At 70.1% G+C, this 23,869-nt stretch carries 22 protein-coding genes; 12 read left to right on the forward strand and 10 right to left on the reverse strand.

Annotated elements, in window-relative coordinates:
• The first annotated feature begins 2 nt into the window (after positions 1-2).
• The 4 genes from rbfA to ACWDUN_RS03015 all read left to right on the forward strand — a co-directional run bounded on the left by rbfA (position 3) and on the right by ACWDUN_RS03015 (position 7,993).
• Positions 3-473, forward strand: a complete 471-nt coding sequence (gene rbfA, locus ACWDUN_RS03000) for a 30S ribosome-binding factor RbfA (protein ID WP_449924358.1) — start codon at positions 3-5, stop codon at positions 471-473.
• Positions 474-983: 510 nt separating this feature from the next.
• Complete coding sequence (locus tag ACWDUN_RS03005) at positions 984-5,519, forward strand: beta strand repeat-containing protein (protein ID WP_449924360.1); 4,536 nt, start codon at positions 984-986, stop codon at positions 5,517-5,519.
• 169 nt (positions 5,520-5,688) lie between these two features.
• Positions 5,689-6,687, forward strand: coding sequence for a DHH family phosphoesterase (locus tag ACWDUN_RS03010; RefSeq protein WP_449924363.1), 999 nt, complete (start codon positions 5,689-5,691; stop codon positions 6,685-6,687).
• The gene (locus ACWDUN_RS03015) at positions 6,650-7,993 is read left to right on the forward strand and encodes an MATE family efflux transporter (protein WP_449924366.1); all 1,344 of its coding nucleotides are present in this window, start codon (positions 6,650-6,652) and stop codon (positions 7,991-7,993) included. Before ACWDUN_RS03010 ends, ACWDUN_RS03015 begins: the two co-directional genes overlap by 38 nt.
• A gap of 99 nt (positions 7,994-8,092) precedes the next feature.
• On the opposite strand, the gene ACWDUN_RS03020 is transcribed toward ACWDUN_RS03015, so the two are convergent.
• Complete coding sequence (locus tag ACWDUN_RS03020; RefSeq protein WP_449924368.1) at positions 8,093-8,995, reverse strand: alpha/beta hydrolase; 903 nt, start codon at positions 8,993-8,995, stop codon at positions 8,093-8,095.
• 165 nt (positions 8,996-9,160) lie between these two features.
• On the opposite strand from ACWDUN_RS03020, the gene ACWDUN_RS03025 reads away from it, so the two are divergent.
• Positions 9,161-9,736 carry a dihydrofolate reductase family protein gene (locus ACWDUN_RS03025; protein WP_449924370.1) on the forward strand — a complete coding sequence of 192 codons (576 nt, stop codon included), beginning with the start codon at positions 9,161-9,163 and terminating at the stop codon, positions 9,734-9,736.
• A 28-nt stretch (positions 9,737-9,764) separates the two neighbouring features.
• On the opposite strand, the gene ACWDUN_RS03030 is transcribed toward ACWDUN_RS03025, so the two are convergent.
• The 4 genes from ACWDUN_RS03030 to ACWDUN_RS03045 all read right to left on the reverse strand — a co-directional run bounded on the left by ACWDUN_RS03030 (position 9,765) and on the right by ACWDUN_RS03045 (position 13,729).
• Entirely contained in the window at positions 9,765-10,577 is an 813-nt protein-coding gene (locus tag ACWDUN_RS03030; protein WP_449924373.1) for an ABC transporter ATP-binding protein, read from the reverse strand.
• Between the two features lie 23 nt (positions 10,578-10,600).
• Positions 10,601-11,644 carry an ABC transporter substrate-binding protein gene (locus ACWDUN_RS03035; protein WP_449924376.1) on the reverse strand — a complete coding sequence of 348 codons (1,044 nt, stop codon included), beginning with the start codon at positions 11,642-11,644 and terminating at the stop codon, positions 10,601-10,603.
• 28 nt (positions 11,645-11,672) lie between these two features.
• Positions 11,673-12,563: an ABC transporter permease gene (locus ACWDUN_RS03040; protein ID WP_449924379.1), complete on the reverse strand. Its 891-nt coding sequence runs from the start codon at positions 12,561-12,563 to the stop codon at positions 11,673-11,675.
• A 134-nt stretch (positions 12,564-12,697) separates the two neighbouring features.
• A complete protein-coding gene (locus ACWDUN_RS03045) occupies positions 12,698-13,729 on the reverse strand; it encodes a LacI family DNA-binding transcriptional regulator (protein WP_449924381.1) in 1,032 nt (343 codons plus the stop codon).
• Between the two features lie 170 nt (positions 13,730-13,899).
• Here ACWDUN_RS03045 and ACWDUN_RS03050 point away from each other — a divergent pair, with 170 nt between their 5' ends.
• From ACWDUN_RS03050 to ACWDUN_RS03065, 4 genes are read left to right on the forward strand one after another with little or no spacing between them, the layout of a single operon-like run.
• Positions 13,900-15,072: a Gfo/Idh/MocA family protein gene (locus ACWDUN_RS03050; RefSeq protein WP_449924384.1), complete on the forward strand. Its 1,173-nt coding sequence runs from the start codon at positions 13,900-13,902 to the stop codon at positions 15,070-15,072.
• A complete protein-coding gene (locus ACWDUN_RS03055) occupies positions 15,069-16,265 on the forward strand; it encodes a dihydrodipicolinate synthase family protein (RefSeq protein ID WP_449924386.1) in 1,197 nt (398 codons plus the stop codon). The genes ACWDUN_RS03050 and ACWDUN_RS03055 overlap by 4 nt, the downstream gene beginning before the upstream one ends.
• A complete protein-coding gene (locus ACWDUN_RS03060; protein WP_449924389.1) occupies positions 16,262-17,092 on the forward strand; it encodes a sugar phosphate isomerase/epimerase family protein in 831 nt (276 codons plus the stop codon). The genes ACWDUN_RS03055 and ACWDUN_RS03060 overlap by 4 nt, the downstream gene beginning before the upstream one ends.
• Positions 17,089-18,180 carry a glycerate kinase gene (locus ACWDUN_RS03065; protein ID WP_449924392.1) on the forward strand — a complete coding sequence of 364 codons (1,092 nt, stop codon included), beginning with the start codon at positions 17,089-17,091 and terminating at the stop codon, positions 18,178-18,180. The genes ACWDUN_RS03060 and ACWDUN_RS03065 overlap by 4 nt, the downstream gene beginning before the upstream one ends.
• Before the next feature lie 7 nt (positions 18,181-18,187).
• On the opposite strand, the gene ACWDUN_RS03070 is transcribed toward ACWDUN_RS03065, so the two are convergent.
• Entirely contained in the window at positions 18,188-18,790 is a 603-nt protein-coding gene (locus ACWDUN_RS03070) for a class I SAM-dependent methyltransferase (protein WP_449924395.1), read from the reverse strand.
• Between the two features lie 45 nt (positions 18,791-18,835).
• Between ACWDUN_RS03070 and ACWDUN_RS03075 the strand changes: the two genes are divergently transcribed.
• Entirely contained in the window at positions 18,836-19,273 is a 438-nt protein-coding gene (locus tag ACWDUN_RS03075) for a MerR family transcriptional regulator (protein WP_449924398.1), read from the forward strand.
• Here the strand turns inward: ACWDUN_RS03075 and deoC are convergent.
• Positions 19,262-19,945, reverse strand: coding sequence for a deoxyribose-phosphate aldolase (deoC, locus tag ACWDUN_RS03080; protein ID WP_449924401.1), 684 nt, complete (start codon positions 19,943-19,945; stop codon positions 19,262-19,264). The genes ACWDUN_RS03075 and deoC overlap by 12 nt on opposite strands.
• 2 nt (positions 19,946-19,947) lie before the next feature.
• Positions 19,948-20,703 (reverse strand): enoyl-CoA hydratase, encoded by a 756-nt coding sequence (locus tag ACWDUN_RS03085; protein WP_449924404.1) that lies wholly within the window; start codon positions 20,701-20,703, stop codon positions 19,948-19,950.
• A gap of 44 nt (positions 20,704-20,747) precedes the next feature.
• Between ACWDUN_RS03085 and ACWDUN_RS03090 the strand changes: the two genes are divergently transcribed.
• Positions 20,748-21,011 carry a DUF2277 domain-containing protein gene (locus ACWDUN_RS03090; RefSeq protein WP_449924407.1) on the forward strand — a complete coding sequence of 88 codons (264 nt, stop codon included), beginning with the start codon at positions 20,748-20,750 and terminating at the stop codon, positions 21,009-21,011.
• Entirely contained in the window at positions 21,008-21,556 is a 549-nt protein-coding gene (locus ACWDUN_RS03095; protein ID WP_449924410.1) for a DUF1802 family protein, read from the forward strand. The genes ACWDUN_RS03090 and ACWDUN_RS03095 overlap by 4 nt, the downstream gene beginning before the upstream one ends.
• Here the strand turns inward: ACWDUN_RS03095 and ACWDUN_RS03100 are convergent.
• Positions 21,545-23,155 carry a CocE/NonD family hydrolase gene (locus ACWDUN_RS03100; protein WP_449926207.1) on the reverse strand — a complete coding sequence of 537 codons (1,611 nt, stop codon included), beginning with the start codon at positions 23,153-23,155 and terminating at the stop codon, positions 21,545-21,547. The genes ACWDUN_RS03095 and ACWDUN_RS03100 overlap by 12 nt on opposite strands.
• Before the next feature lie 54 nt (positions 23,156-23,209).
• Positions 23,210-23,782: a DUF3558 domain-containing protein gene (locus ACWDUN_RS03105; protein ID WP_449924413.1), complete on the reverse strand. Its 573-nt coding sequence runs from the start codon at positions 23,780-23,782 to the stop codon at positions 23,210-23,212.
• Positions 23,783-23,869: the final 87 nt, after the last annotated feature.

Genomic DNA, 23,869 nt, shown 5'->3' on the forward strand with positions numbered 1-23,869 from the left:
CAATGGCTGATCCAGCACGCGCGCGCCGGCTGGCCAAGCGGATCTCCACGATCGTGGCCTCGGCCATCGAGTACGAGATCAAGGATCCGCGGCTGGCCGGCGTGACGATCACCGATGCGAAGGTGACCGCCGACCTGCACGACGCCACGCTGTATTACACGGTGATGGGTCCGACCCTGGAGGACGAGCCGGATTATCCGGGCGCGGCCGCGGCGCTGGAGAGCGCCAAGGGCGTGCTGCGTTCCAAGGTCGGTGCCGGCACCGGGGTGCGTTTCACCCCGACCCTGGCGTTCGTGCGGGACACCGTTCCGGATGCGGCGCACCGCATGGAGGAACTGCTGTCGAAGGTGCGCGAGGCCGACGCCGACCTGGCCCGGGCCCGCGAGGGTGCGCAGCCGGCAGGCGATGCCGACCCGTACCGGGCGCCGCGCACCGATGACGACGATGTCGAGGACGACGGCGACACTCGCTGAGCACGAACACATTTGAGTAACCGCTTCCCGCTTCCGGTCCGTCCGGGAGCGGGAAGCGGTCTTTCTGAGCACGTTTCGTCGCGGTGGCGCCGAAGTGGTTGCGAGGCAATGCCCTTCGCTTCACCGCAGCAAGCCGCTGCCGGAGAGCGACCTCTGATTATTTGCTGATTGCGCCGCTCATTGTCGGTGGCGTCACCACGCGGCTGCTCTGCGGCGGCTGCGCATGCCCGCGCGGCTTCGCGCCGCCGGGATGTGCAGATCGCCGCCGCTGATCATTCAGCAAATAAGTGGCAAAATCAGACATGAATTTCCGCGAATGCTCCCATCGTGTCCGGACTCGGGTATAGAGTCCTTCGCTAGTTCGACAATCTGTCGGACATAAGTGCAAGTGCAAGCACTTTATAGCGGTCTGGGGGATTGCTGATGAGTACCAAAGGTCTTGATCATGATGCGGTGAATCCGGCGACGGCGCGGAGTACCGAGGCGCGAAAAGCGGCCCCGACGCACGTTATGGCAAAACATGCCAAACCGCGGTCCGCGGCTCGTTCCGCGCATTACATCGGCCGGGTCGGTGCGCTGGCCGTCGCCTTGGGGATCGGTGCGGCGATCACGGCCTGGATGCCGACCGCCTTTGCGGACTCGACGACTGCAGGTGGCACGTCGGAGGGTGCGAGTTCGGCATCGGGTGATTCGACGCCCTCGGGTGGCAACACGTCATCGGGCGGCTCGAACCCGGCCGGCGAGGCGAGCCCGCCGAGCAGCACACCACCCGATGACAAGCCCACCTCGAATGACGACACGACGTCGACGGACCTCGATACTTCGGATGACGACGAAGAGGATGACGACGAAGAGGATGACGCGGACGACGCACTGAGTGAAGCCGCACAGCGCTCGGGCGGGCAGGCGGCCGGGACGGCGTCGACACGCTCATCGCGCGAAGCCGGTCCCGGACACGCCAGGATCACCGAGGCTGCCGACGAGAAGTCGGCGCAGAGCACTCCCGTCGTGGTGGCGGCGGCGCCGGACGTGGCAACAGGAACTGCCTACCGCGCCGCGACAACCGACTCCGCCGGCGACGCCCCACTGGGATTGGTCGACGCCGCCGCGGTGCCGGTGCTGACCAGCTCGGCGCCGGCGCCCTTCCAGATCTGGATCGGACAGGTGCTGCTCATCGGCAACGGCACCGCCGCGCATCCCAACGGCGGCCTGTTGCTCGGCAACGGCTACACGTGGACCGCAGCCACCTGCGTTGCCGTCATCTGCACCGGCGGCAACGGTGGCCTGCTGGGCAGCGGCGGCGGCGGTTTCAACGGTGGCAACGGCGGATCGGCAGGATGGTTCGGCAACGGCGGCGCCGGCGGTGCCGGTGTCGTGTTGTTCAACGCCGGCCGCGGTGGCGACGGCGGTACCGGCGGTCTGTTCTTCGGTACCGGCGGCACCGGCGGAGCCGGGGCCGACCTGCCCGGCGGTACCGGAGGTGCCGGCGGCAGCGGCGGCGACGCCGGGATGCTGGCGATCGTCGGCGGCGGCGGTCGCGGCGGTGCCGGCGGTGCGGGCGAGATCGGTGGCGTCGGTGGCGACGGTGGTTCGGGCGGCCTGATCGGCCTCATCGCCGCGCCCGGTGACGGTGGCGTCGGCGGGCTGGGCTCGATCACCGGTGTCGGCGGTGCCGGAGGCGGCGGCGGTAGCGCCGGTGTGCTGGGCCTGATCAGCTTCGGCGGGACAGGCGGCGTGGGTGGTGTCGGCGGCACCGGCGGTGCGGGCGGTGCGGGGGGCACCGGCGGACTTCTGGTCGGCAGCGGCGGGGCCGGTGGGGCCGGCGGCCAAGCTCTGGATGTGGCGGCGCTCGGTGGCGCCGGTGGTCAGGGCGGCAATGTCGGTGCACTGTCGCTGTTCGGCAACGGTGGCGCCGGTGGTACCGGTGGTGCGGGCGCCGACGGCCTTGCCGGAACGGAGATGTCGGCCGCCGGTCCGGGCGGGATGGGCGGTGCCGGCGGTAACGGTGGTGCCGCCAGCCTGATCATCGGCCTCGGCGGCCTGGCCGGTGTCGGCGGTCGCGGTGGTCGCGGCGGCGCCGGGTTCGCCGGCTCCGACACCGTGGCGGCCGGCACCGGCGGTGCCGGTGGTCGTGGCGGTGTCGGCGGAGAAGGCGGAACCGGCCGCATGTTGTTCCTGGTGAACACCGACGCCGGCTATGGCAGCGGTGGCGCCGGCGGAATGGGCGGTGCCGGTGGCAGTTTCGGGACCGGAGCGGTCGGCGGGGCCGGGGGCGCGGGTGGCGCCGGCGGCGCAGGGACGGCATCGGCACCCGGTCTCGGCGGCGGCGGCGGCGGTGGCGGCGGCGGTGCCACCGTTCATCAGGTCAACGGTGGTGTCGTCACGGGCACCACCGCCCTCGGCGGTGCGGGCGGGACAGGGGCCGATGCGGACGCCGGTGTCGGCGGTGCCGGCGGGACTGCCGTCGTCCGGTCCGACGGCGCGGACAGCACCGTGACCGGCAGCGTCGCCGCCGGCGGTGCGGGCGGATCGGCCACTGGTAGCGGTACCGGCGGCACCGGCGGTGCGGCCGTGGTCGGCGCGGGTGGCGGCGGTGTCGTCACCGGCAGCGCCACCGGCGGGTCCGGCGGCGACGGGCTCGACGGAGGCATCGGCGGCAACGGAGGCTACTCCGAGCTCACCGCGGGCCTGCAGGGCGGCGCGGGAGGCGTCGCGACCGGCACGGGCCGCGGTGGCGACGGCGGTGACGCACAAGGTGCCGGAAGCGTCGGCGGCAACGGTGGCAGCGGAAACGTGCAGGCCGGCTTCGTCCGCCCGGACATCGGTGGCGACGGCGGCTCGGCGAGTGGGTCAGGCACCGGCGGTGCCGGCGGGGCCGCCACCGGCGGCGGCACGGGCGGTAACGGCGGGACCGGCAGCGTCGTGGCCGGCGGCATCGACGCGGTGGCCGACGGTCAGGGTATCGGCGGCAACGGCGGCGACGGTCTTCTCGACGGGCTCGGCGGCAACGGCAGCGCCGGTCAGGTCGGCGCGTTCGCGGCCGGGGCGACGGCCACCGGCATTGGGCGCAGTGGCGACGGCGGTGACGCGACCGGTGTCGGCAGCATCGGCGGCAACGGCACCATCGGCAACATCCAGGCATTCGGCATCGACAGCGCGGCGGGCGGAACCGCGACGGGCGGCGATGGCGGCGCGGCCGCGGCCGGCGGGCGCGGTGGCGCCGGTGGACAGGGCCGGATCGTCGCCAACGCCACCGGCAGCATTGCCACCGGCAGTTCCGCGACGGGCGGTGCCGGTGGTGATGCCACCGACGGCGGCAATCGTTCGTCGGTTCTCGGTGGGCAGGCCTATGTCTTCGCCGGGACGTTCGGTGACGCCGGCAGCGGCGGTGTCATCACGGGCAGCACTGCCGTCGGCGGCGACGCGACAACCACCAATGGCGGTATCGCCCAGATCACCGCGGTCAACGGGACGGTCATCGACAGCAGCGCCACCGCCGCCGACGGTGCGGCCGGCGGTCTGGGTGGCTATGCCACGGTCAGCGCGACCGGTGGTGCAACCATCGCCGACAGCCACGCGGTCGGGGGCCGCAACAGTGCCACCGCAATCGGCGGCAGCGCGACCGTCACCGCGGTCGGCGCCGGTAGTTCGGTCACCGGGGCGTCGGCGACCGGAGGCGACGCCGGTGAGGGTGACTCCGCCGGCGGTTCCGGTGGCAACGGCGGCGCCGCCACCGTGTCGGCGAGCAATGGTGGCGAGGTCGACGGTGCCGTGGCGACCGGCGGTGACGGCGGCGACGGGAGCAATGGAGGTGTCGGCGGAGCGGGCGGGGCCGCCGCGGTGGTGGCGCAGCGTGCCGGCAGCACGGCGGCCGGCACCGCCACCGGTGGTGCCGGCGGTGACGCCGACGGCGTCGGCAGCGTGGGTGGTGCCGGCGCCAGTGCCACCGTGCAGACGGGTCTCACCGCCGGCCTGGGCGCCGATACCGAGGCGAACGGCACCGCCGTCGGTGGCGCGGGCGGTGATGCCACGACCGGCGGTAGGGGCGGTGCCGGCGGCTTCGCGACCGTGATCGCCTCCGGCACCGCGTCCACGGCAACCGGCAGCGCCTTCGGCGGCGCCGGCGGTGCGGGCGCTGACGGCGGCACCGGTGGCGCCGGCGCCCGGGCACAGATCACCGCTCAGGGCAACGGGTCCACCGCCGGTGGCACGGTCACCGCCGGTGCGGGCGGCAGCGGCACCGCGGCCATCGGTGGCGCGGGCGGACAGGCCATCATCGGCTCGGGTCAGAGTTCGGGCGCAGGCATGAACAGCACCGCGCAGGGCGTGTCGACCGGCGGGATCGGCGGGGCCGGACTCGACGGTGTCAACGGCGGCGCGGGCGGTGGCGCCACGATCACCGCGCGGCAGAACAACGACGCCATCACCGGTGGTGTGGCCACCGGATCCAACGGCGTGGGTGCGGTCGCCGGTAGCAATGCATCCCTCAACACCGCGACGGGTTCGATCACCGACGGCGCCGCGATCGCCGGTGCCGCGGGCAGCACCGGGGCGGCGGGCGGCCTCGGCGGTCAGGGCGGTGCCGCCTCGATCGAGGCCACCGGCGGCGGCGCCATCATCGACACCGACGCCCTCGGCGGTGCCGGTGGCGCGGGCGACGACGGCAACGGTGGCGCCGGGGGACAGGGCCAGGTCCGCGCGGCGGGCAACGGTTCGATCACCCGAAACGGGACGGCCACCGGAGGCGACGGTGGTGACGGCGGTGCCGCGGGCACCGACGGAGCCGTCGGCGGCGCGGGCGGTGCCGGCGGGCTGGCGAGCATCCGGCACAGCGACGGAGTCAGCGGCACCGGCGGGGACGGCGGGAACGGTGGGGCCGGCGGAACCTTCGTCGATCCCGTCCTCAACGGCGCCGGCGGTGCGGGTGGTGTGGGCGGTGCATCCGTCAACACCGGTGGCGCCGGCGGTCCCGGCGGTGACGGCGGCGCTGGTCAGGCCGATGGCACCCCCGGAATCAGCGGTCAACCGGGGTTGCCGACCGCGTAATCCGGGGTCTGAGGGCGACCGGACCGACGGAAGGTCCCGCACACGCGCAGTGTGCGGGACCTTTGCGGTCGCGGGAGGGTACCGACGCCGCTCGTGGCACGGACCCGTACCGTGGTCTCTGAGGTGGGGGCAACGGGGGGACGGAAGCGCACTGACACCGAGGACAACGATGACCGCGATCGATCCGATGACCGACACAGCCGCAGTGGGCACCCGCGTCGACGCGGACGGCGCGGCCGATGCGCTGGGCCGTGCCGACAGCATCGTCATCGTCGCGCACGTCTATCCCGATGCCGACACCATCGGCGCCGGGCTGGCGCTGGCCCAGGTCGCCGCCGCCGCGGGCAAGGACGTCCAGGTCAGCTTCGCCGCCCCCGACGAACTCCCCGAATCGCTGGCGACCCTGCCCGGCGGGCACCTGCTGGTGAAGCCGAATCAGGTGCGCCCCGACCCGGATCTGGTCGTCACCGTCGACATCCCGTCGGTGAACCGACTCGGCAGCCTCAGCGAGCTGGCCGCCGGTGCGCCCGAGGTGCTGGTGATCGACCACCACGCATCCAACACGCTGTTCGGCACCGCCAATTTCGTCGATCCCAAGGCGGATTCGACGACCATGCTGATCGCCGATCTACTCGACGCCTGGGACAAGCCGATCGACGAGGCGGTCGCGCACTGCCTGTACGCCGGGCTGACCACCGACACCGGTTCGTTCCGGTGGGCCAGCGCCCGCGCGCACCGGCTGGCCGCCCGGCTTCTCGACATCGGCGTCGACAACGCCGGTATCAGCCGCACCCTGATGGACACCCACCCGTTCGCCTGGCTGCCGATGCTGTCGCGGGTGCTGGGCACGGCCCGGCTGCTCGATGATGTCGCCGATGGTCGCGGTCTGGTCTATGCGGTTGTGCCGCACGAGGAATGGGCGAGGGCGCGGCCCGAGGAAGTGGAGAGCATCGTCGATATCGTGCGCACCACGGCCCAGGCCGAGGTCGCCGCGGTGCTCAAGGAGATCGAACCACGGCACTGGTCGGTGTCGATGCGCTCGAAGTCGTTGGACATCTCGGCGGTCGCGAGCACCTTCGGCGGTGGCGGACATCGCAAGGCGGCCGGGTACTCGGCGACCGGCTCGGCCGATGACGTCGTCGCGGCCCTGCGGTCGGCTCTTGGCTGACGAGGCGGTCACCGCCCGGCGCATCGCGGGGCTGGCCCTACCGGCGCTGGGTGTGCTTGCGGCCGAACCGCTTTACCTGCTGTTCGATCTCGCCATCGTGGGCCGGCTCGGCGCCCTGAGCCTGGCCGGCCTGGCGATCGGCGGGCTGGTGCTCTCACTGGTGGCCTCCCAGGGCACATTCCTGTCCTACGGGACGACGGCGCGTTCGGCCCGCTTCTTCGGGGCGGGCGACCGGGCCGCGGCGGTGCGCGAGGGTGTGCAGGCCACCTGGCTGGCCGTCGGACTGGGTGTGCTGATCATCGCGGTGGTGCAGGTGTTCGCGGTGCCGCTGGTCACCGTGTTGGCCGACGGAGGTGCCATCGCCGCCGAGACACTGCCGTGGCTGCGCATCGCGATCTGCGGTGCGCCGGCGTTGCTGATCTCCTTGGCGGGCAACGGTTGGATGCGCGGGGTGCAGGACACCGCGCGTCCGCTGCGTTACGTGGTGTTCGGTTTCGCGGTGTCGGCGGTGCTGTGCCCGTTGCTGGTGTATGGCTGGCTCGGGCTGCCCCGTTTGGAGCTGGAGGGCTCGGCGATCGCCAATCTCGTCGGCCAATGGCTGGCCGCACTGCTGTTCTGCCGCGCCCTGCTGGCCGAGCGGGTGCCGTTGCGGGCCGAGAAGTCGGTGCTGGCCGCGCAGTTGGTGATGGGCCGCGATCTGCTGCTGCGTTCGCTGGCGTTCCAGGCGTGCTTCGTCTCGGCCGCCGCGGTGGCCGCCCGGTTCGGTGCGGCGGCGGTCGCCGCGCACCAGGTGGTGCTGCAGCTGTGGAGTTTCCTTGCGCTGGTACTGGATTCGCTCGCGATCGCCGCGCAGTCGCTGGTCGGCGCAGCGCTCGGTGGCGGACAGCTGAGCCACGCGAAATCGGTGGCCGCGCGCGTCACCGTGTTCTCCGCCGCGGCCGCAACGGTGTTCGCGATCCTGTTCGCGGCCGGAGCGGACATCCTGCCGCGGCTGTTCACCTCGGATCGGGCCGTGCTCGATCAGATCGCCGTGCCCTGGTGGTTTTTGGTCGGCCAACTGATCGTCGCCGGGATCGTGTTCGCGCTCGACGGTGTGCTGCTGGGTGCCGGTGACGCGAAGTTCATGCGCAACGCGACGCTGGCCAGTGCCCTGATCGGCTTTCTGCCGTTGATCTGGTTGTCGCTGGCGTTCGGTTGGGGTTTGGCCGGCATCTGGACCGGCCTGTCCACCTTCATGGTGTTGCGCTTGGTGTTCGTCGGCTGGCGCACCGTGTCGGGACGCTGGCTGATCGCCGGCACCGGCTGAGCGTTGCTGCGGTGACTCTGCGGTGAGCGTTGCTGCGGTGACTCTGCGGTGAGGGCGCATGTCACTCGGACGTTGTCGCCCTCACCGCAATGTCAAGGCTCAGGCGCCCAGCGTGCGCTGGATATCGCCCTTCATGGCGTTGAGCTGACCGCCCCAGTAACCCCAGCCGTGTGTCCCGTTCGGCGGGAAGTTGAAGGTGCCGTTGGCGCCACCCGCGTTCTGGTACTGGCGCTGGAAGTTCTTGTTGCTGTCCAGGGTGATGGTCTCCAGCACCTGTCCGGCCACGTCACCGCCGCCGCCCAGCTCACCGGGCCGACCGGTACCGCAGTACACCCAGATCCGGGTGCCGTTGGCGACCAGCTTGCCGACGTTGACGGTGGGGTCGTTGCGCCGCCAGGCCGGTCCACCGCCCAGACCCCACATGTTCACCGCGTTGAAGCCGCCGGCGTCGGCCATGGCGAAGGTGACCAGCAGCGGCCACAGGCCTTGCGACAGGTTCAGATACCCCGACAGCGAGGCCGCGTAACTGAACTGGCCGGGGTGATAGGCGGCCAGGGTCAGCGCCGCGCTGCCCGACATCGACAGTCCGACAACGGCATTACCGTTCGGTGAGATGCCCTTGTTGGCGGCCAGGTAGTTCGGCAGCTCCGAGGTGAGGAAGGTCTCCCACTGGTAGTTGTAGGTCTGGCCGTTACCGGTGGCCGGGCCCTGCCAGTTGGTGTAGAAGCTCGACATGCCACCGACCGGCATGACGACCGAGACGCCGGACTCGAAGAACGTCTCGAAGGCCGCGGTTTCGATATCCCAGCCGCTGTTGTCATCGCGGGCGCGCAATCCGTCGAGCAGGTACACCGCCCGTGGGCCGCCACCCTGGAAGCGCACCGGGATATCGCGGCCCATCGCGGCCGAGGGAACCATCAAGGTCTCGACCGGCAGGCCGGGACGTGAGAACGCCGACGCGGTGGTCGGCTGGATCAACCCGGCGAGCAGTAGCGCGGCCATCAGGCCCAAGAGTATTCGGGTGAGCACAGGTTTCATCACAGATTTTTTCCGTCCTCTGTAGGGCGGCGCCTGCGAGGCGCGCAACGTTCGTTGCTCAATACGTCGCGGTGTGAGCACTTTTCGTTACGGCGATGAGTTCACCGTCGGCGAACGGTCAGTAGCGGCATGCGCTCATTGATCATCACCCAGAACATCACGCTGGACGGTTCGATCGAGATGCTGGAGGAGGCTTCCTGGTTCGACCCGCACGCCCAGGATGACCAGCTCACGGCCGAAATGCACCGGCAAGATGCGACCGCGGATGCCGTGCTGCTGGGCCGGCGGACCTTCGAGGATTTCCGCGGGTACTGGCCGGTCCAGACCGAAGACAGCACCGGCGTCACCGATTACCTGAACAAGGTCGACAAATTCGTGGTGTCGGCCACCATGTCCGATCCCGGATGGCAGAACTCCACCATCCTGACCGGCGACCCGATCGACGAGGTGCGTGCGCTGAAGACCGCCACGGGCGGCGATATCGTCGTCACCGGCAGCATCACGTTGTGTCACGCGCTGATCGCCGCCGATCTCGTCGACGAGTACCGACTGTTCGTATATCCGTTCGTGCAGGGCGGCGGTCGCCGGCTGTTTCCCGATGGCTCGATGATGTCGGGTTTCGCTCCGGCCGCCGCGCCGATGGCCTTCCCCGGCGGTGTGATGCTGATGCGCTGGTCGCGGACGCGCGAACGCCCGGCGCGCTGAGCGCGCCGGGCGTCCCGGTCGACGGTGTTCAGTCCGCGGCGGTCGTGCTTCCCAGCAGATCGCGCACCCGGTTGGCCACCTTGATGAACTCGGGCCGTTCCATCGTTTCGCCGTACGCACGCTCGGCGGGCAGATCGACGTCGAGGGTCTCGATGATGCGTCCCGGACGCGGGCTCATCACCACCACCCGGTTCGCCAGGTACACCGCCTCGGCCACCGAGTGCGTGACCAGCACCACGGTGGTACCCGTCTCACGCCAGATCCGGTGCAGCTCGACGTTCATCTTTTCCCGCGTCAGTGCGTCCAGCGCGCCGAACGGCTCGTCCATCAGCAGCACGCGGGGCTGATGCAGCAGTGCCCGGCACAGCGAGACACGTTGCTGCATACCGCCGGAGAGTTCGTGCGGCAGCGCGTTCTCGAAGCCGGTCAACCCGGTCATCTCGATCAGGTAGTCACACCGGGCCTGGGCCTCCTTGCGCGCCATACCGCGCATCTCGGCCTGCAGCAGGATGTTCTTGCGTACCGACCGCCATTCCAGCAGGGCGGCCCGCTGGAAGACGTAGCCGATCTCGCGTTGCGGTCCCTGCACCCGGTTGCCGCGCAGCCGGACATCGCCGGAGGTGGCGTTGGTCAGTCCGGCCACCACCTTCAGCAGCGTCGACTTGCCGCAGCCGGAGGGGCCGGCGATGGAGACGAACTCACCGTCGGAGACCCGCAGGTCGACATTGTCGACGGCGGTCACCGTCGACCGCTTCGACGAGAACGTCACGGTGAGGTTGTCGATGGCGATGGCGTCTGAGGTCACGCTGGTCCTCGGTGCGGTGATCGTTGCGGAGGTCATATCCCTGTGCTCCCTATGGTCCGTTATTGTCCCGCAGCGGGAACGAACGAGGACGCCCAGTAGTCGGCCGGGGACTTGTTGGTCTTCAGCAGGCCCGCCTCGTTCAGGGTCGCGATGGTCGAGGTCCAGTCCTGCTCGGCGTTGGTGCCGGGCACCTTGCCGGTGGTGGCCTCCGTGTTCAGCAGCGGGATGGTCTCCTGCCACTGCTGCAGCAGCACGTTCTCCGGCGGAGTCTGCGGGTCCACACCGACCATGGCCTGGGCCGCGGCCTCGGGATCCTGCTTGGCTGCCTCATAGGATTCGCTGACCGCGTCCAGCATCGACTGCACCAGCTCAGGGTTGTCGCCGATGGTCGAGTTGTGGGTGATCAGACCATTGCTGAAGAAGTTCAGGCCGGCATCGCTGTAGCGGAAGTACCGCATCTCGCGGCCGCTCTTGTTGGCGATGGTCGGGCCCTGGTCATGGGCGAACCCGATCAGCCCGTCGACCCGGCCGGCCATCAGGGCGGCCATCTTGCCCGCGGAATCGAGGTTCTGTTCCTTGACCGAACCCGGCTCCAGGCCGACATCGGCGAGGAACATCGGGAAGGTCGTGGTGGGGGCGTCGCCGGCGGACACCGCGATGGTGCGTCCGGCCAGATCGGCGGGCTCCTCGATACCGGAGTCGGCGAAGACCTGCACCGCCGACGGGGTGGTCTGCAGGAAGACGCCCACGCTCTTGATGTCGACGCCCTGATCGATGTTGCTGAGCACCGCGGCGGTGTCCGACCAGCCGAAGTCGACCTGCTGGCCGCCGACGGCCTGGGCGGTGCGGGTGGAGCCCTGGCCGGGATCGATGGTCAGGTCGATGCCGTGCTTGGCAAAGATGCCTTCCTTGACGCCGTAGTACAGCGGAGCGTGCTCGCCGTAGGGGTACCAGTTGAGCATCAGGGTCACCGGTTCGGCGCCTTCGGCGCCCTCGGCGGCGGAGTTGTTCTCGGCCGGGCCGCTGCCGCCACAGGCGGCCAGGGTGAGCATCGCGGTGGTCGCGGCGATCGCGCCTGCGGCGCGACGGGGGAGGGAAAACATGCTGTGGTCTCCTGTCGGGGGTGGGGGGTCAGGCGGCCGCGGTGGACGCGGAGTTCGAGGTGCGGCGCGAGGCGTGCCAGGGGATGAGCAGCTTCTCGGCGATCTCGATGATCGCGAAGAGCACGATGCCGAGGATGGACATGATGATCAGTGCGGCGAAAAGCATTGCGGTGTCCAGGCTTCCGTTGGCCTGCAGGATCACGTATCCCAATCCTTCGTTGGCGCCCACGAATTCACCGACGACCGCACCTGTGACGGCCAGGGTGGCGGCGACCTTGAGGCCGGACATCAGCTGCGGCAGCGACGCGGGGAACCGGACCTTCATGAAGGTCTTGAATCGGCTGGCACCCATCGTCGAGGTGAGTTCCAGGATCTCGGGATCCACCGAACGCAGGCCGGCCAGTCCGGAGATGACGATCGGGAAGAAGGCCATCAGCACGGCCACCAGGATCTTGGGTGACGGTCCGAAGCCCAGCCACACGATGAACAGCGGTGCGATCGCGATCTTCGGGATGACCTGTGCGAACAGGATCAGCGGGTAGACGGTCTTCTCGAAGCTCGACGAGTAGATCATCATCACCGCGACGAAGACGCCGACCAGGGCGGCGATGATGAACCCGACAACCGTCTCCCAGGTGGTGACCCAGGTGTTGTGCGCCAGGTAAGCGGCGTTCTGATGGGTGGCCGCCCAGGTGTCGGCGGGCGAGGGCAGGATGTAGGGCGCGACGAGTTCGGCCTCGGTGACGGCCCACCAGGCCGCCAGCAGAGCGATCACCAGGACGACCGGCCGCCAGGTGTTGGCCGCGGTGCGTCGTGGGGAGAAGACCCCGCGCGCTCGTTTCGGTTTGGGTGTGGGGCCGGAGCCTGTGGCCGTGCCGGAGTCCGGCGTCTGTACGCGGGCCGATGCGGTGACCGCCATGGAATGTCCTCTAGTTCGCAGTGGAACGGGGGGTGATCCCGTTGGGAATGCGCTTTCCGAAGCGATTCCGACAGTAACGTGACGTGGCGCACACTGTCAACCACATCGTGGTGCGCGCCTCCCGATGCTGAGAATCAGCTCAGGTCGGTGCTGTCCCGCAGCACGATCTCACCCGGGATCCGCTCACGCAGGTCGTCGGCGCCCTCGTCCTTTCGCAGGGCCAGATCGACTGCCCGAGAACCGATTTCCTCCAGCGGTAGCACGACCGTGGTGAGGCTGGGAGTGTGGTCGCGCAGGGTCGGGATATCGTCGAAGCCCGCGACACACACATCGCGCGGCACGACCAGTCCGATTTCGCGCCAGGCGGCGATGGCGCCGATGGCCATGACGTCGGTCACGGCGAAGACGCAGACCGGCGGTGTCGGGCGCCCCGGTTCCAGGTCCAGTGCTGCGGCCAGCCGGCGGGCGGCCGAATAGCCGCCGTCGCGGGTGAAGTCGCCGGATACCTCCACCAGCGGCGTCACACCGTGCCTGCCGAGTGCCTCGACGAAACCGTTGCGGCGGTCCACCGAGGTGCGGATGTTGCCGGGACCGCCGATCACGGCGAACTGACGGTGTCCGTGGGCCACCAGAGCTTCGGCCAATTCTGCTGAGGCAAAGTGATTTTCGGGTTCGACCGCACCACCGAAGGCCAGTGGCTGACCGATCACGACCACTCGGCCGCCGTTGGCGCGGTACCGACCGAATTCGGCCTCCAGTTCTCGGTCCAGGTCGCCGCTCTGGCGCGAACCCGCCAGCACGATGGCGTCGGCACGGTGGGCGATGAAGGTGCTCACCGCCTCGCGCTCGATATCGAAATCCCGATCGGTGCCGGCCAGCAGCACCTGCTTGCGCGCCGCGCGGGCGGCCGCTTGCACGCCGCGCGCGATCGAGGAGAAGTACGGGTCGGCGATATCGTGCACGATCAGGCCGAGCAACCCCGTCGATGCCCGGGCCAGTGCCTGGGCCTGCGCATTGGGCACATATCCGAGCTCGCGAGCGGCGGCGCGCACGCGGTCGGCCACGCCCTCACCGGGTATCCGGTTCGAGCCGTTGAGCACGCGCGATGCTGTTGCCTGCGATACCCCGGCGCGCTGCGCAACGTCCTGCAGTGTCACCGCCGCCATGTGCGTCCCGCCTTCGCCGCTCGGGCTCCAGGGGTTGACCGGAGCGTGCCCAGAGCTTACCTTGGAAAGCGCATTCCGAAGTGCAGACACCGCCGTCGACCCGATATCGGGTTCGGCCGCGAGGTCACGTCAGCACACCCCTCAAGTCTCCTCAGGCAAGGAATCTGCACATGTCTTCCTCTGACAACACCCCGGCGGGCCGCCGCACGCTGCGCATCGCCATGAACGGCGTCACCGGCCGGATGGGCTACCGGCAGCACCTGGTGCGCTCCATCCTCCCGTTGCGTGACAACGGTCTGCTGCTCGAGGACGGCACCCGCGTGGCCGTCGAGCCGATCCTGGTCGGCCGCAACGCCGACAAGCTCGCCGAGTTGGCGGCCGAGCACGGAATCGAGTCCTGGACCACCGATGTCGCGTCGGTGATCGCCGATCCGAGCGTCGACATCTATTTCGACGCGCAGGTCACCTCGCGGCGCATGGAGGCGCTGTCGACCGCCATCAAGGCGGGCAAGCACGTCTACACCGAGAAGCCGACCGCCGAAACGCTCACCGAGGCAATCGAATTGGCCCGGATGGCCGAAAATGCCGGGGTGGTTGCCGGCGTCGTGCACGACAAGCTGTACCTGCCCGGCCTGGTCAAGCTGCGCCGACTGATCGACGAGGGATTCTTCGGCCGCATCCTGTCGATGCGCGGCGAATTCGGCTACTGGGTGTTCGAGGGCGACGGCCAGCCCGCCCAGCGGCCCAGCTGGAACTACCGCGCCGAGGACGGTGGCGGTATCACCGTCGACATGTTCTGCCACTGGAACTACGTGATGGAGGGACTGCTCGGCACCGTCGAGGCGGTGACGGCGCGCACCGTGACCCACATCCCGACCCGGTGGGACGAGCAGGGCAAGGCCTACACCGCGACCGCCGACGATGCCGCCTACGGCATCTTCGAGATCGAGGGCGGCGTCATCGCCCAGATCAACTCGTCCTGGACGGTGCGCGTGCACCGCGACGAGCTCGTCGAGTTCCAGATCGACGGAACGCACGGTTCCGCGGTGGCCGGGTTGCGCAACTGCGTGGCCCAGCAGCGCGCCCACACCCCCAAGCCGGTGTGGAACCCCGACCTGCCCGTCACCGAGAAGTTCCGCGATCAGTGGCTGGAGGTGCCGGCCAACGCCGATCTGGACAACGGGTTCAAGCTGCAGTGGGAGGAATACCTGCGCGACGTGCTGGCCGGCCGTCAGCACCGCTTCGGCCTGTTGTCGGCGGCGCGCGGCGTGCAGTTGGCCGAACTGGGCCTGCGCAGCTCGGCCGAGGGCCGCCGCCTGAGCGTCCCGGAGATCGTGCTGTGACCGCGCTGACCGAGGGAACGGGGATCCGGCTGCGCCTGCCCATCGCCGGCGAACTGCGCGAGCACGAGCTGGGCAGGCCCGGCCCCTGGCGGCGCCCTAGCGCCCCGATCACCTCCCGGATCGTCTATGCCGCAGCCCATGTCATCCCCGCGGTGACGGCCGACTGCACTCCCGGCACACCCGCCGAGCTGGACTGGGACACCACCATGGCCTACCGGCACGAGCTGTGGTCCTACGGCCTGGGCGTCGCCGAGGCCATGGACACCGCGCAGCGGGGGATGGGTCTGGACTGGGTGGCCACCCAGGATCTGATCGCGCGCAGCGGTCGTGAAGCCGCCGCCGCGGGTGGACGGTTGGCGTGCGGTGCGGGTACCGATCAACTCGATCTGGCCGAGGTGCCCGGCGGCGCGGCAGGTCTGGCCGTCGTCACCGACGCCTACCGCAGGCAGATCGACGTCGTCCGCGAGGCCGGCGCCGAGGTGATCCTGATGGCGTCGCGCGCACTGGCGCAGGTGGCCGACTCGCCCGCCGACTACCTCTCGGTGTACGGCACCCTGCTGGCCGAGGTTGATCAGCCGGTGATCCTGCACTGGCTCGGTGAGATGTTCGACCCGGCGTTGCGCGGGTACTGGGGCAGCGCCGATATCGACGCCGCGACCGCCACGTTCCGTGAACTGCTGGGCGCTCACGCCGACAAGATCGACGGCGTCAAGGTGTCACTGCTCGACGCCGGCCACGAGGTGGCGCTGCGTCGCGCACTGCCCGACGGGGTGCGCCTGTACACCGGCGATGACTTCAACTATCCCGAACTGATCATCGGTGACGAGGCAGGCCACTCGGATGCCTTGCTGGGCATCTTCGCCGCCATCTACCCGGCGGCCTCGACCGCGCTGCAGGAACTCGACGCCGGCAATACCGCGGCGGCGCACGACATCCTGGAATCGACCCGAGCCCTGGGCCGGCACATCTTCGCGGCCCCGACCTACTACTACAAGACCGGAATCGCCTTCCTGTCCTGGCTCAACGGTCATCAGCCCGGTTTCGCGATGGTCAACGGGCTGACCGCCGGCCGGTCGGTGGCCCACCTGTGCGAGCTGTTCGTGCTCGCCGATCGGGCCGGCCTGCTCACCGACCCGGAACTGGCCGCCGAGCGGATGCGGATCTACCTCGCGGTGAACGGAGTCCGGTCATGAGCGGCGATTATCACCGGTTGTCGCTGAACACCATGACGACCAAGTCCTGGACCCTGCGCGAGGCGGTCGAGGAGACCGCGGCCGCGGGCCTGCCGGCCGTCGGGCTGTGGCGGGACCGGGTAGCCGAGGCCGGGGTCGATGACGCGGCGAAAATGGTGCGCGACAACGGGCTACGGGTATCCAGCCTGTGCCGCGGCGGATTCCTCACCGGTGCCCAGGACGGGCCGGCCGCGCTGGACGACAACCGCCGCGCGATCGACGAGGCCGCCACCCTGGGCGCACCGGAGCTGGTCATGGTCGCCGGCGGCATCCCGGACCGGGACCTGCCCGCGGCGCGTGCCCGGCTGGCCGACCGCATCGCCGCGCTGGTCCCGTACGCGGCGCAACGGGATGTGCGGCTGGCGCTGGAACCCCTGCATCCGATGTTCTGCGCCGACCGGGCCGTGATCTCCACGCTGGGACAGGCGTTGGCGCTGGCCGCACCGCACCCGGCCGAGACCGTCGGCGTCGTCGTGGACACGTTCCACGTGTGGTGGGATCCCGAGCTGGCCGACCGCATCGCCGAGGCAGGCGCGCAGGGCCGGATCAGTTCGTTCCAGGTCTGCGACTGGCTGGTGCCCATGGCTTCGGATCCGTTGGTGTCCCGCGGCATGATGGGCGACGGCGTCATCGACTTCCGTGCCATCACCGAGCTGGTGACGGCGGCGGGCTACACCGGTGATGTCGAGGTCGAGATCTTCAATGAGGCGGTGTGGGCCACCGACGGGCACACCGTCCTGGCGACCATGAAGGACCGCTACCGCGACCTGGTGCTGCCCGCACTGTGAAGATCCTGATCGCGCCCGATTCGTTCAAGGGCACTGCGAGCGCCGCCGAGGTGGCCGAGGCGCTGGCCGCGGGCTGGAAAGCGGTGCGCGGCAACGACGAGATCGTCGTCCTGCCGCAGGCCGACGGCGGGGAGGGCACGCTGGCCGCCGTCGCCGCCACCGGGACCTGGCGTCGCCGCCAGACGATGGTGGACGGCCCCGACGGGCGACCCGTGATGGCCAGATGGTTGCTCGGTGACGACGACCGGGCGCTCGTCGAGCTCGCCGAGTCCTCGGGGATCGCGCTGATGTCGCGGTTGGATCCGTGGCGGGCCGGCACCCGCGGCCTCGGTCAGGTGCTCGACGAGGCGCTGCGCACCGGCGTGCGATCCGTCCAGATCGCTCTGGGCGGATCGGCGAGCACCGACGGCGGCGCCGGTGCGCTGATGGCGCTGGGTCTCAAGGCATTCGACTGTCGCGGTGTCCCGATCGGCGAGGGTGCCGCGGGTCTGCGCGATGTCGCGCGCGTCGATGCCGACGGGCTGGCCCCGCTCCCGCCCGGCGGTGTCGAGATCCTGGTCGACACCGCCGCACCGCTGGTGGGGCGCGACGGCGCGGCCGCGGTCTTCGGCCCGCAGAAGGGTGCGCAGCCCGCGGACATCGCAGCGCTGGACGACGGCCTGACGCGCTGGGCGCGGGCGCTGGCGGCCGCCGGACTGTCCGCCGATCCGGACCGCCCGGGTGCGGGTGCGGCCGGCGGCGTCGGTTTCGGACTGATGGCCTGGGGTGCGCACGCCGCCTCGGGGTCCGAACGGATCGCCTCGCTCACCGGACTGAACGAGCAACTGGCGTCGGCGGACCTGTTGGTCACCGGTGAGGGCCGGTTCGACGGCACCTCGTGGACGGGGAAATTGGTCGGCCACCTGCTGGGCACGGCCGAACGGGCCGGCGTGCCCGCAATGGTGATCGCCGGACAGGTCGTCGCCGGCGCCGGTGTGCCGACACTGTCGCTGTCGGATTTGGCCGGATCGGCCGATGCCGCGATGGCCGATCCACGCCGCTGGCTGCATGCCGCGGGATCCGCCGCCGCCCGCGGACTCGACCGCTGACACCGGATCACCGCCGGCGGGCCAGCACCGTCCACCGTGAATCCTGTTCGCGCACGGTCACATCGATCAGTCCGGCGGCGCGGCAGTGGCCGGCGAATGCCTCGGCCTGCGCCGCGGTCCAGCCGTGACCGGCGACGCCGGTGGCGTCCGGCGGCGACACCCGTTCCACGGCCAGCAGCCGCCCGCCGGGCGCGAGCACGCGGACGGCCTCGGCCAGCCCCTGCGTCACATCGCGCCAGTGGTGCACCGTCGACAGCGACCACACCACGGTGGCCGCGCCGTCCGGGACCGGCAGCGCCTCGGCGCTGCCCTGCGCCCAGACGATGCCCGCATGCTTGCGCGTGACCGCCCGGGCCAGCCTCAACATCACCGGTGACGGGTCGATTCCGGTGACCCGGGCGCCACATGTGGCCGCCCGCCGGGCGGCCGTGCCGGGACCACAACCGATGTCCACCACGTGGTCACCGGCCTCGACCCGGGCGGCTCGCACCGCCGCTTCGGCATTACGTTTGCCGGTCAGCAGGAACATCAACCCGAACACGGCGCCGGTCGGACCGGCGAATCCGGGGTGATCGGCATGATGGTTGACCACGGGTGCGTCCTCGCTCATGCCACGACCTTGCCGGTTCAAGCCGGGTTGAAGTCAAATGTCGAGATGGATTTGATCCCCATCGGTGCGGCGGCGGCCAGACTGCAGATGCGCACGTCCGCCTTGCGCTATTACGACGAGCGCGGGTTGGTGCGCCCGCAGCAGCGCCACGCCGGTCGGCGCATGTACGGACCGGTCGAGTTGCGACGGTTGGCGTTCCTCAAGATCGTGCATCAGTTGGGGTTACCGCTGGACACCGCCGCCGCGGTACTCGACGAGCCGGCCGACCGCTGGCGCGCCGCGGTGCGCGACCAGCTCACCCACCTCGACGAGGTGATCGCGCGGGCCCGCGGCGCCCAGCAGTTCCTGACCCATGCGATGAACTGCCCGAGTGATCACCCGGCTCAGGACTGCCCGACGATGATGGGCGCACTGGACCGCCTCGTCGCCGGCGACAGCGTGGCAGCGCTGGCCGCCGAACACCGGGACGACTCAGTACCCTGAGCCGGCCCCCTGGTCGCCCGAGGTCAGCAGCGCCCGTGATCCCGACACCCCGAGGCGGGTGGCGCCGGCGGCGATCATCTCGCGGGCCTGCTCCAGGGTGCGCACCCCACCGGAGGCCTTGACCTGCAGGCCCGCCGGTGCGACGGTGCGGTGCATCAACGCCACGGCGTGCACGTCGGCACCACCGGACGGGTGAAACCCGGTGGACGTCTTAACGAAATCTGCCCCGGCGCCCACCGCCGCGCGGCACACCCCGACGATCTCGTCGTCGGTCAGCGCCGCGGACTCGATGATCACCTTGAGCACCGCCGGTGCGGGCGCGGCGGCGCGCACCGCGGTGATGTCGGCGTGGACGGCGTCGAAGTCGCCCGCCTTGGCGGCGCCGACATCGATCACCATGTCGATCTCGTCGGCGCCGTTGCCGATGGCCTCGGCGGCCTCGGCCGCCTTCACCGCCGAGGTGTGCTTACCGCTCGGGAATCCGCACACCACCGCCACTTTCAGATTGTCGGGCACGGTGATCGGCAGCATCGACGGGGAGACGCAGACCGAGTAGGTGCCCAGTTCGGCGGCCTCGGCCACCAGCGCGGCGACGTCGGCGGCGGTGGCCTCCGGCTTGAGCAGCGTGTGGTCGATCATCGCGGCGATATCGGCAACGGTGGGTGCGCTCATGGTCAGACCTGCGTCCGTCCCCGCTCGATCACCGAACTGCGGCTGGCGGCGATGTCGTCACCGGTCGTCGTGGCCATCCAGGCCCGCGCCGATTCGGCCTCGATCCACAGCCCCGCCTGGGTCTGCTCGGCGTCGATGCGGTGATAGGACTCCAGCAGCGCCCGCACCGCCTTCTGGTTGTTGCCGACGATGGTCGCCGCGATCCGCCGCGCGGTGGGCATCAACTCGTCGTGGGGCACCACTTCGGTCACCAGACCGGCTCGCAGCGCATCCTCGGCCGACAGGTAGTCACCGGTCAGGCTCATCCGTCGCGCCATCCCCACGCCGACCTTCTGCGGCAGCCGCACCGACAGCCCCCAGGTCGGCAGCAGGCCGACGCGGGCATGGGTGTCGGCGAACTTCGCCCGCTCCGAGGCGATCAGCACATCGCAGTACAGCGCCATCTCCAATCCGCCGGTTACGGCCGCACCGTTGATCGCGCCGATGACGAGCTTGCGCATCGGCGGCCACTTCGGGGAGATGTCGGGCAGTTCGGTGGTGTCGCCGAGTTCCTTGAGGTCCAGTCCGGCGCAGAACACGGGGTCGGCACCGGTCAGGATGATGACGTCCACATCGTCGTCGGCCTCGGCGGCGCGCAGTGCGGTGATGAACTCGTCGCGCAGCCGGGCCGAGAGCGCATTGCGGGCCTGCGGCCGGTTGAAGGTCAGGGTGCGGACCCGGTCGGTGGTCTCGATCAGCAAGACGGGCGATTCAGTCATTTCCACACCGTATCGACACGTGTCAACGACCTATCGTTGAGGTCATGTGCCGAAACATCACCGAGTTGCGTGGACTGGAACCGGCGGCGACATCCGAGGAGATCGAGGCCGCCGCCCGCCAGTACATCCGCAAGATCAGCGGGGTCACCCGTCCCACCGCGGCCACCGCCGACGCGTTCGAAGCCGCCGTCGCCGAGGTCACCGCCACCACCGAACGCCTGCTGGCCCAACTGCCGCCGCGCCGGCAGCCGCCCAAGACCGTGCCGCCGCTGCGCCGCCCCGAGGTGCGGGCCCGGCTGGGTCTGTGAGCACACCCGCGCTCAAGGAGTGGGGCGCGGCGGTGCACGCCCTGCTGGACGGCAGGCAGACCGTGCTGCTGCGCAAGGGCGGTATCCACGAGAAGCGCTTCGAGGTGAGCGCGGGGGAGTTCCTGCTGTTCCCGACCGTCGCACACAGCCATACCGAGCGGGTGCGGCCCGAACACCGCGACATGCTGGTCGGCTCGGCGGACAGCAGCGAGGACGCCGTGCTGTTGCGTGCGGGAGCGAAAGTGGTTGCCGCCGTGTCGGTCAACGTGCCCGAGCGGATCGGTGCGATCGCCGATCTGCACATCTGGACCGAGGACTCCGTGCGGGCCGACCGGCTGGACTTCCGGCCGCGGCACCGCCTGACCGTGCTGGTGGTGCAGACGCTGCCGTTGCGGCAGCCGGTGCGGTTGTCCCGCACGCCGGATCACCGCGGCTGTGCCAGTTGGGTGCAGCTGCCGGTGCCCGACCCGCGCTACGGCGAACCCGTGCACGATGCCGACACGCTGGCCGGTATCGCGGCGCGGGTGCGGAACTCAGTGGGCTGACGGGAGCCGGGTGTCGGCGGGCAGGATCACCCGGGTCCGCTCGCCGTGGCTGACGGTGTGGGTCGCCGGTCGCATCGCGGTACCGGAGGCGACGGGCTCACCGGTGCCGAGGTTGCGGGCGTACCGCGGATGCGAGCCGCCGGCGACCAGCACCCTGATGCGCGAGCCCGCGGCGAACCGGTGCGCCACGGCGTCGAGCTCGATGCTGATGACGTCGGCGTCGGAATCCCTTGTGTACCTGCGGTAGCCGTCGGTGACGTTGTGTGACCGACCGTTGCCGGTCACCTCGCTGATCCGCACGAACACGTCATGGTGCGGGTTGTCGGCGCGATGCGCCAGCTCGATCACGGGGGTGCCGACCAGGTACAGGTCGTGGGACAGGGGTTCTCCGGTGAAGGCGAGCACATCGGCGCGTTCGGCGAGTACCGAGTCGTCGCGGTACCCGCTGTCGGGCGACAGCAATCGCCCGCCGATGGTGGGCGTGGGGTGGGCGGGCTGATAGGTGAAGCTGGATTCACCGTCGCCCGGCGCCTCGCCGAGCGCGCCGCCGGTGTGCGGGTACAGCACGCGCGTCGGTCCCGCCGGCGGCCAATCCGGCAGATCCACCCAGCCGTCGCCGAACCCATTGTGGACATGGATACGCACCGGACCACGCGATGGTTCTCGCGACCGGTTCAGGTGGGCGCCGAGCCAGTCGAGGGTTTCGCGGATGACGGTCGGCCCGCCCTTGGTCATCATCTGCGTGTGCGTCCACGAACCGACGGTCAGGGCGGTCTCGACACCACGGTCGCGCAGATGCCGGTATTGGGCGAGCGTCTGTTCCAGAAACAGGTCCTGCCAACCGCTGAGCAGCAGCACCGGTACCTGTACGCGGTCCAGCGCGGTGGTGGCACTCAGCCGTTGCCAATGTTCGGGATCCGCCTCGGGGGGCTGCAACCAGGATTCGTACCACGGTGCACCCTCGCCGAGCAGCGTGCGTCCGCCCGTCCCCAACGGCAGGTCCAGGGCGGCCGCGCCGACACGCCGGCCCGCGGTGGCCTGGCGCATGAGCGCCGCGGCGATACCGGGATCTTCCTGGCGCGCCACCATATGGCTCCAGCCGAGGAAGTCGTTGAGTGAGAAGGCGCCGGTGCCCCAGGATGATTCGGCGAAATCGTGGGGGCCGACGGTGATGACGGCCGCGGCGAGTTCGGGCGGCGGATCTGTCAGCAACGCCCACTGGGTGAAGCCGAGATACGACAGGCCGACGGTGGCGAACGTCCCGGTGAACCAGGGCTGTTCACGCAGCCATGCCGCGGTGTCCACACCGTCGGCGATCTCGTTGACCATCGGGGTGAACTCACCGCCGGACCCGAAAGTGCCACGCACACTCTGGAACACGACATGGTATCCGCGGGTGGCGTACACGCTGCCGAACAGCACGGTGAACGGGAAGCGCCGGCCGTAGGGGGCGCGCACCAGCAGGGTGCCCGCCGGTGTCGCGGTCAGCGGTTCGTAGTGATCGGCGAGCAGATCCACACCGTCGCGCATCGGTACCGGTATCCGCCGGTGCACCACGAAGTCGTTGGTCGGATCGGGTAGCTTCAGCGCCCGGCTCATTGCCTGCCGTGCGTAACGGGAAACTGGTGAGCTCACCTGATCGACATTACGTATCTAGAACTTGTAGTAGGGCACCAGCTCGTGCGCGCGCTGCAGGTTGACCTGCAGGCAGTCCGGCCGGTCCGGCGAATGGATGGGGGAGTAGAACATCGACTGCTGCAGCACGCCGTAACTGGTCTTGAAAGCGATCATGCAGGTCACCCACCAACGGTCGTTCCAGTCGGTCGGCTTCATGATCCAGAACTGCGCGGCCCGGTGTCCGGCGATGTCGAGCTCGACGGCGTCGGCGGGCAAGGTGGCTTCATAGGTCCGCCACACAAAAGCCTCGACCGCCATCTGGTAGTTGCCGGCGTCGTACTTGCACCGCAGCCCGTCCTCGGGCATGGGCGGGGTGAACGCCAGCCCGATGCGCTGCACCACATCCAGCGGAATCTCCTCGCACGGATCGAACGGGCGCGGATCGGTGGTCTCGATGACCGGCCATTTGATCGTGGTGGACACGTTGGTCATCGGCAGGTCGGCGACGCTCACCTGGGCGGGAGCGCCGACCGGGTTGGCCTGCCACACCACGATCACCGCCGCGACCAGCGCACTCAGCGCCGACAGCAGCCGCAGTTTGGCACCCATCAAACCCCCACACTTCGTCATCCGACCCGCGGGTCCGTGCGGAACCCTGCCGGGAGTCTAAACGAGAACAAGTTCTAGTTGCCGGGG

The sequence above is a fragment of the Mycobacterium sp. NPDC003323 genome (assembly GCF_053589535.1).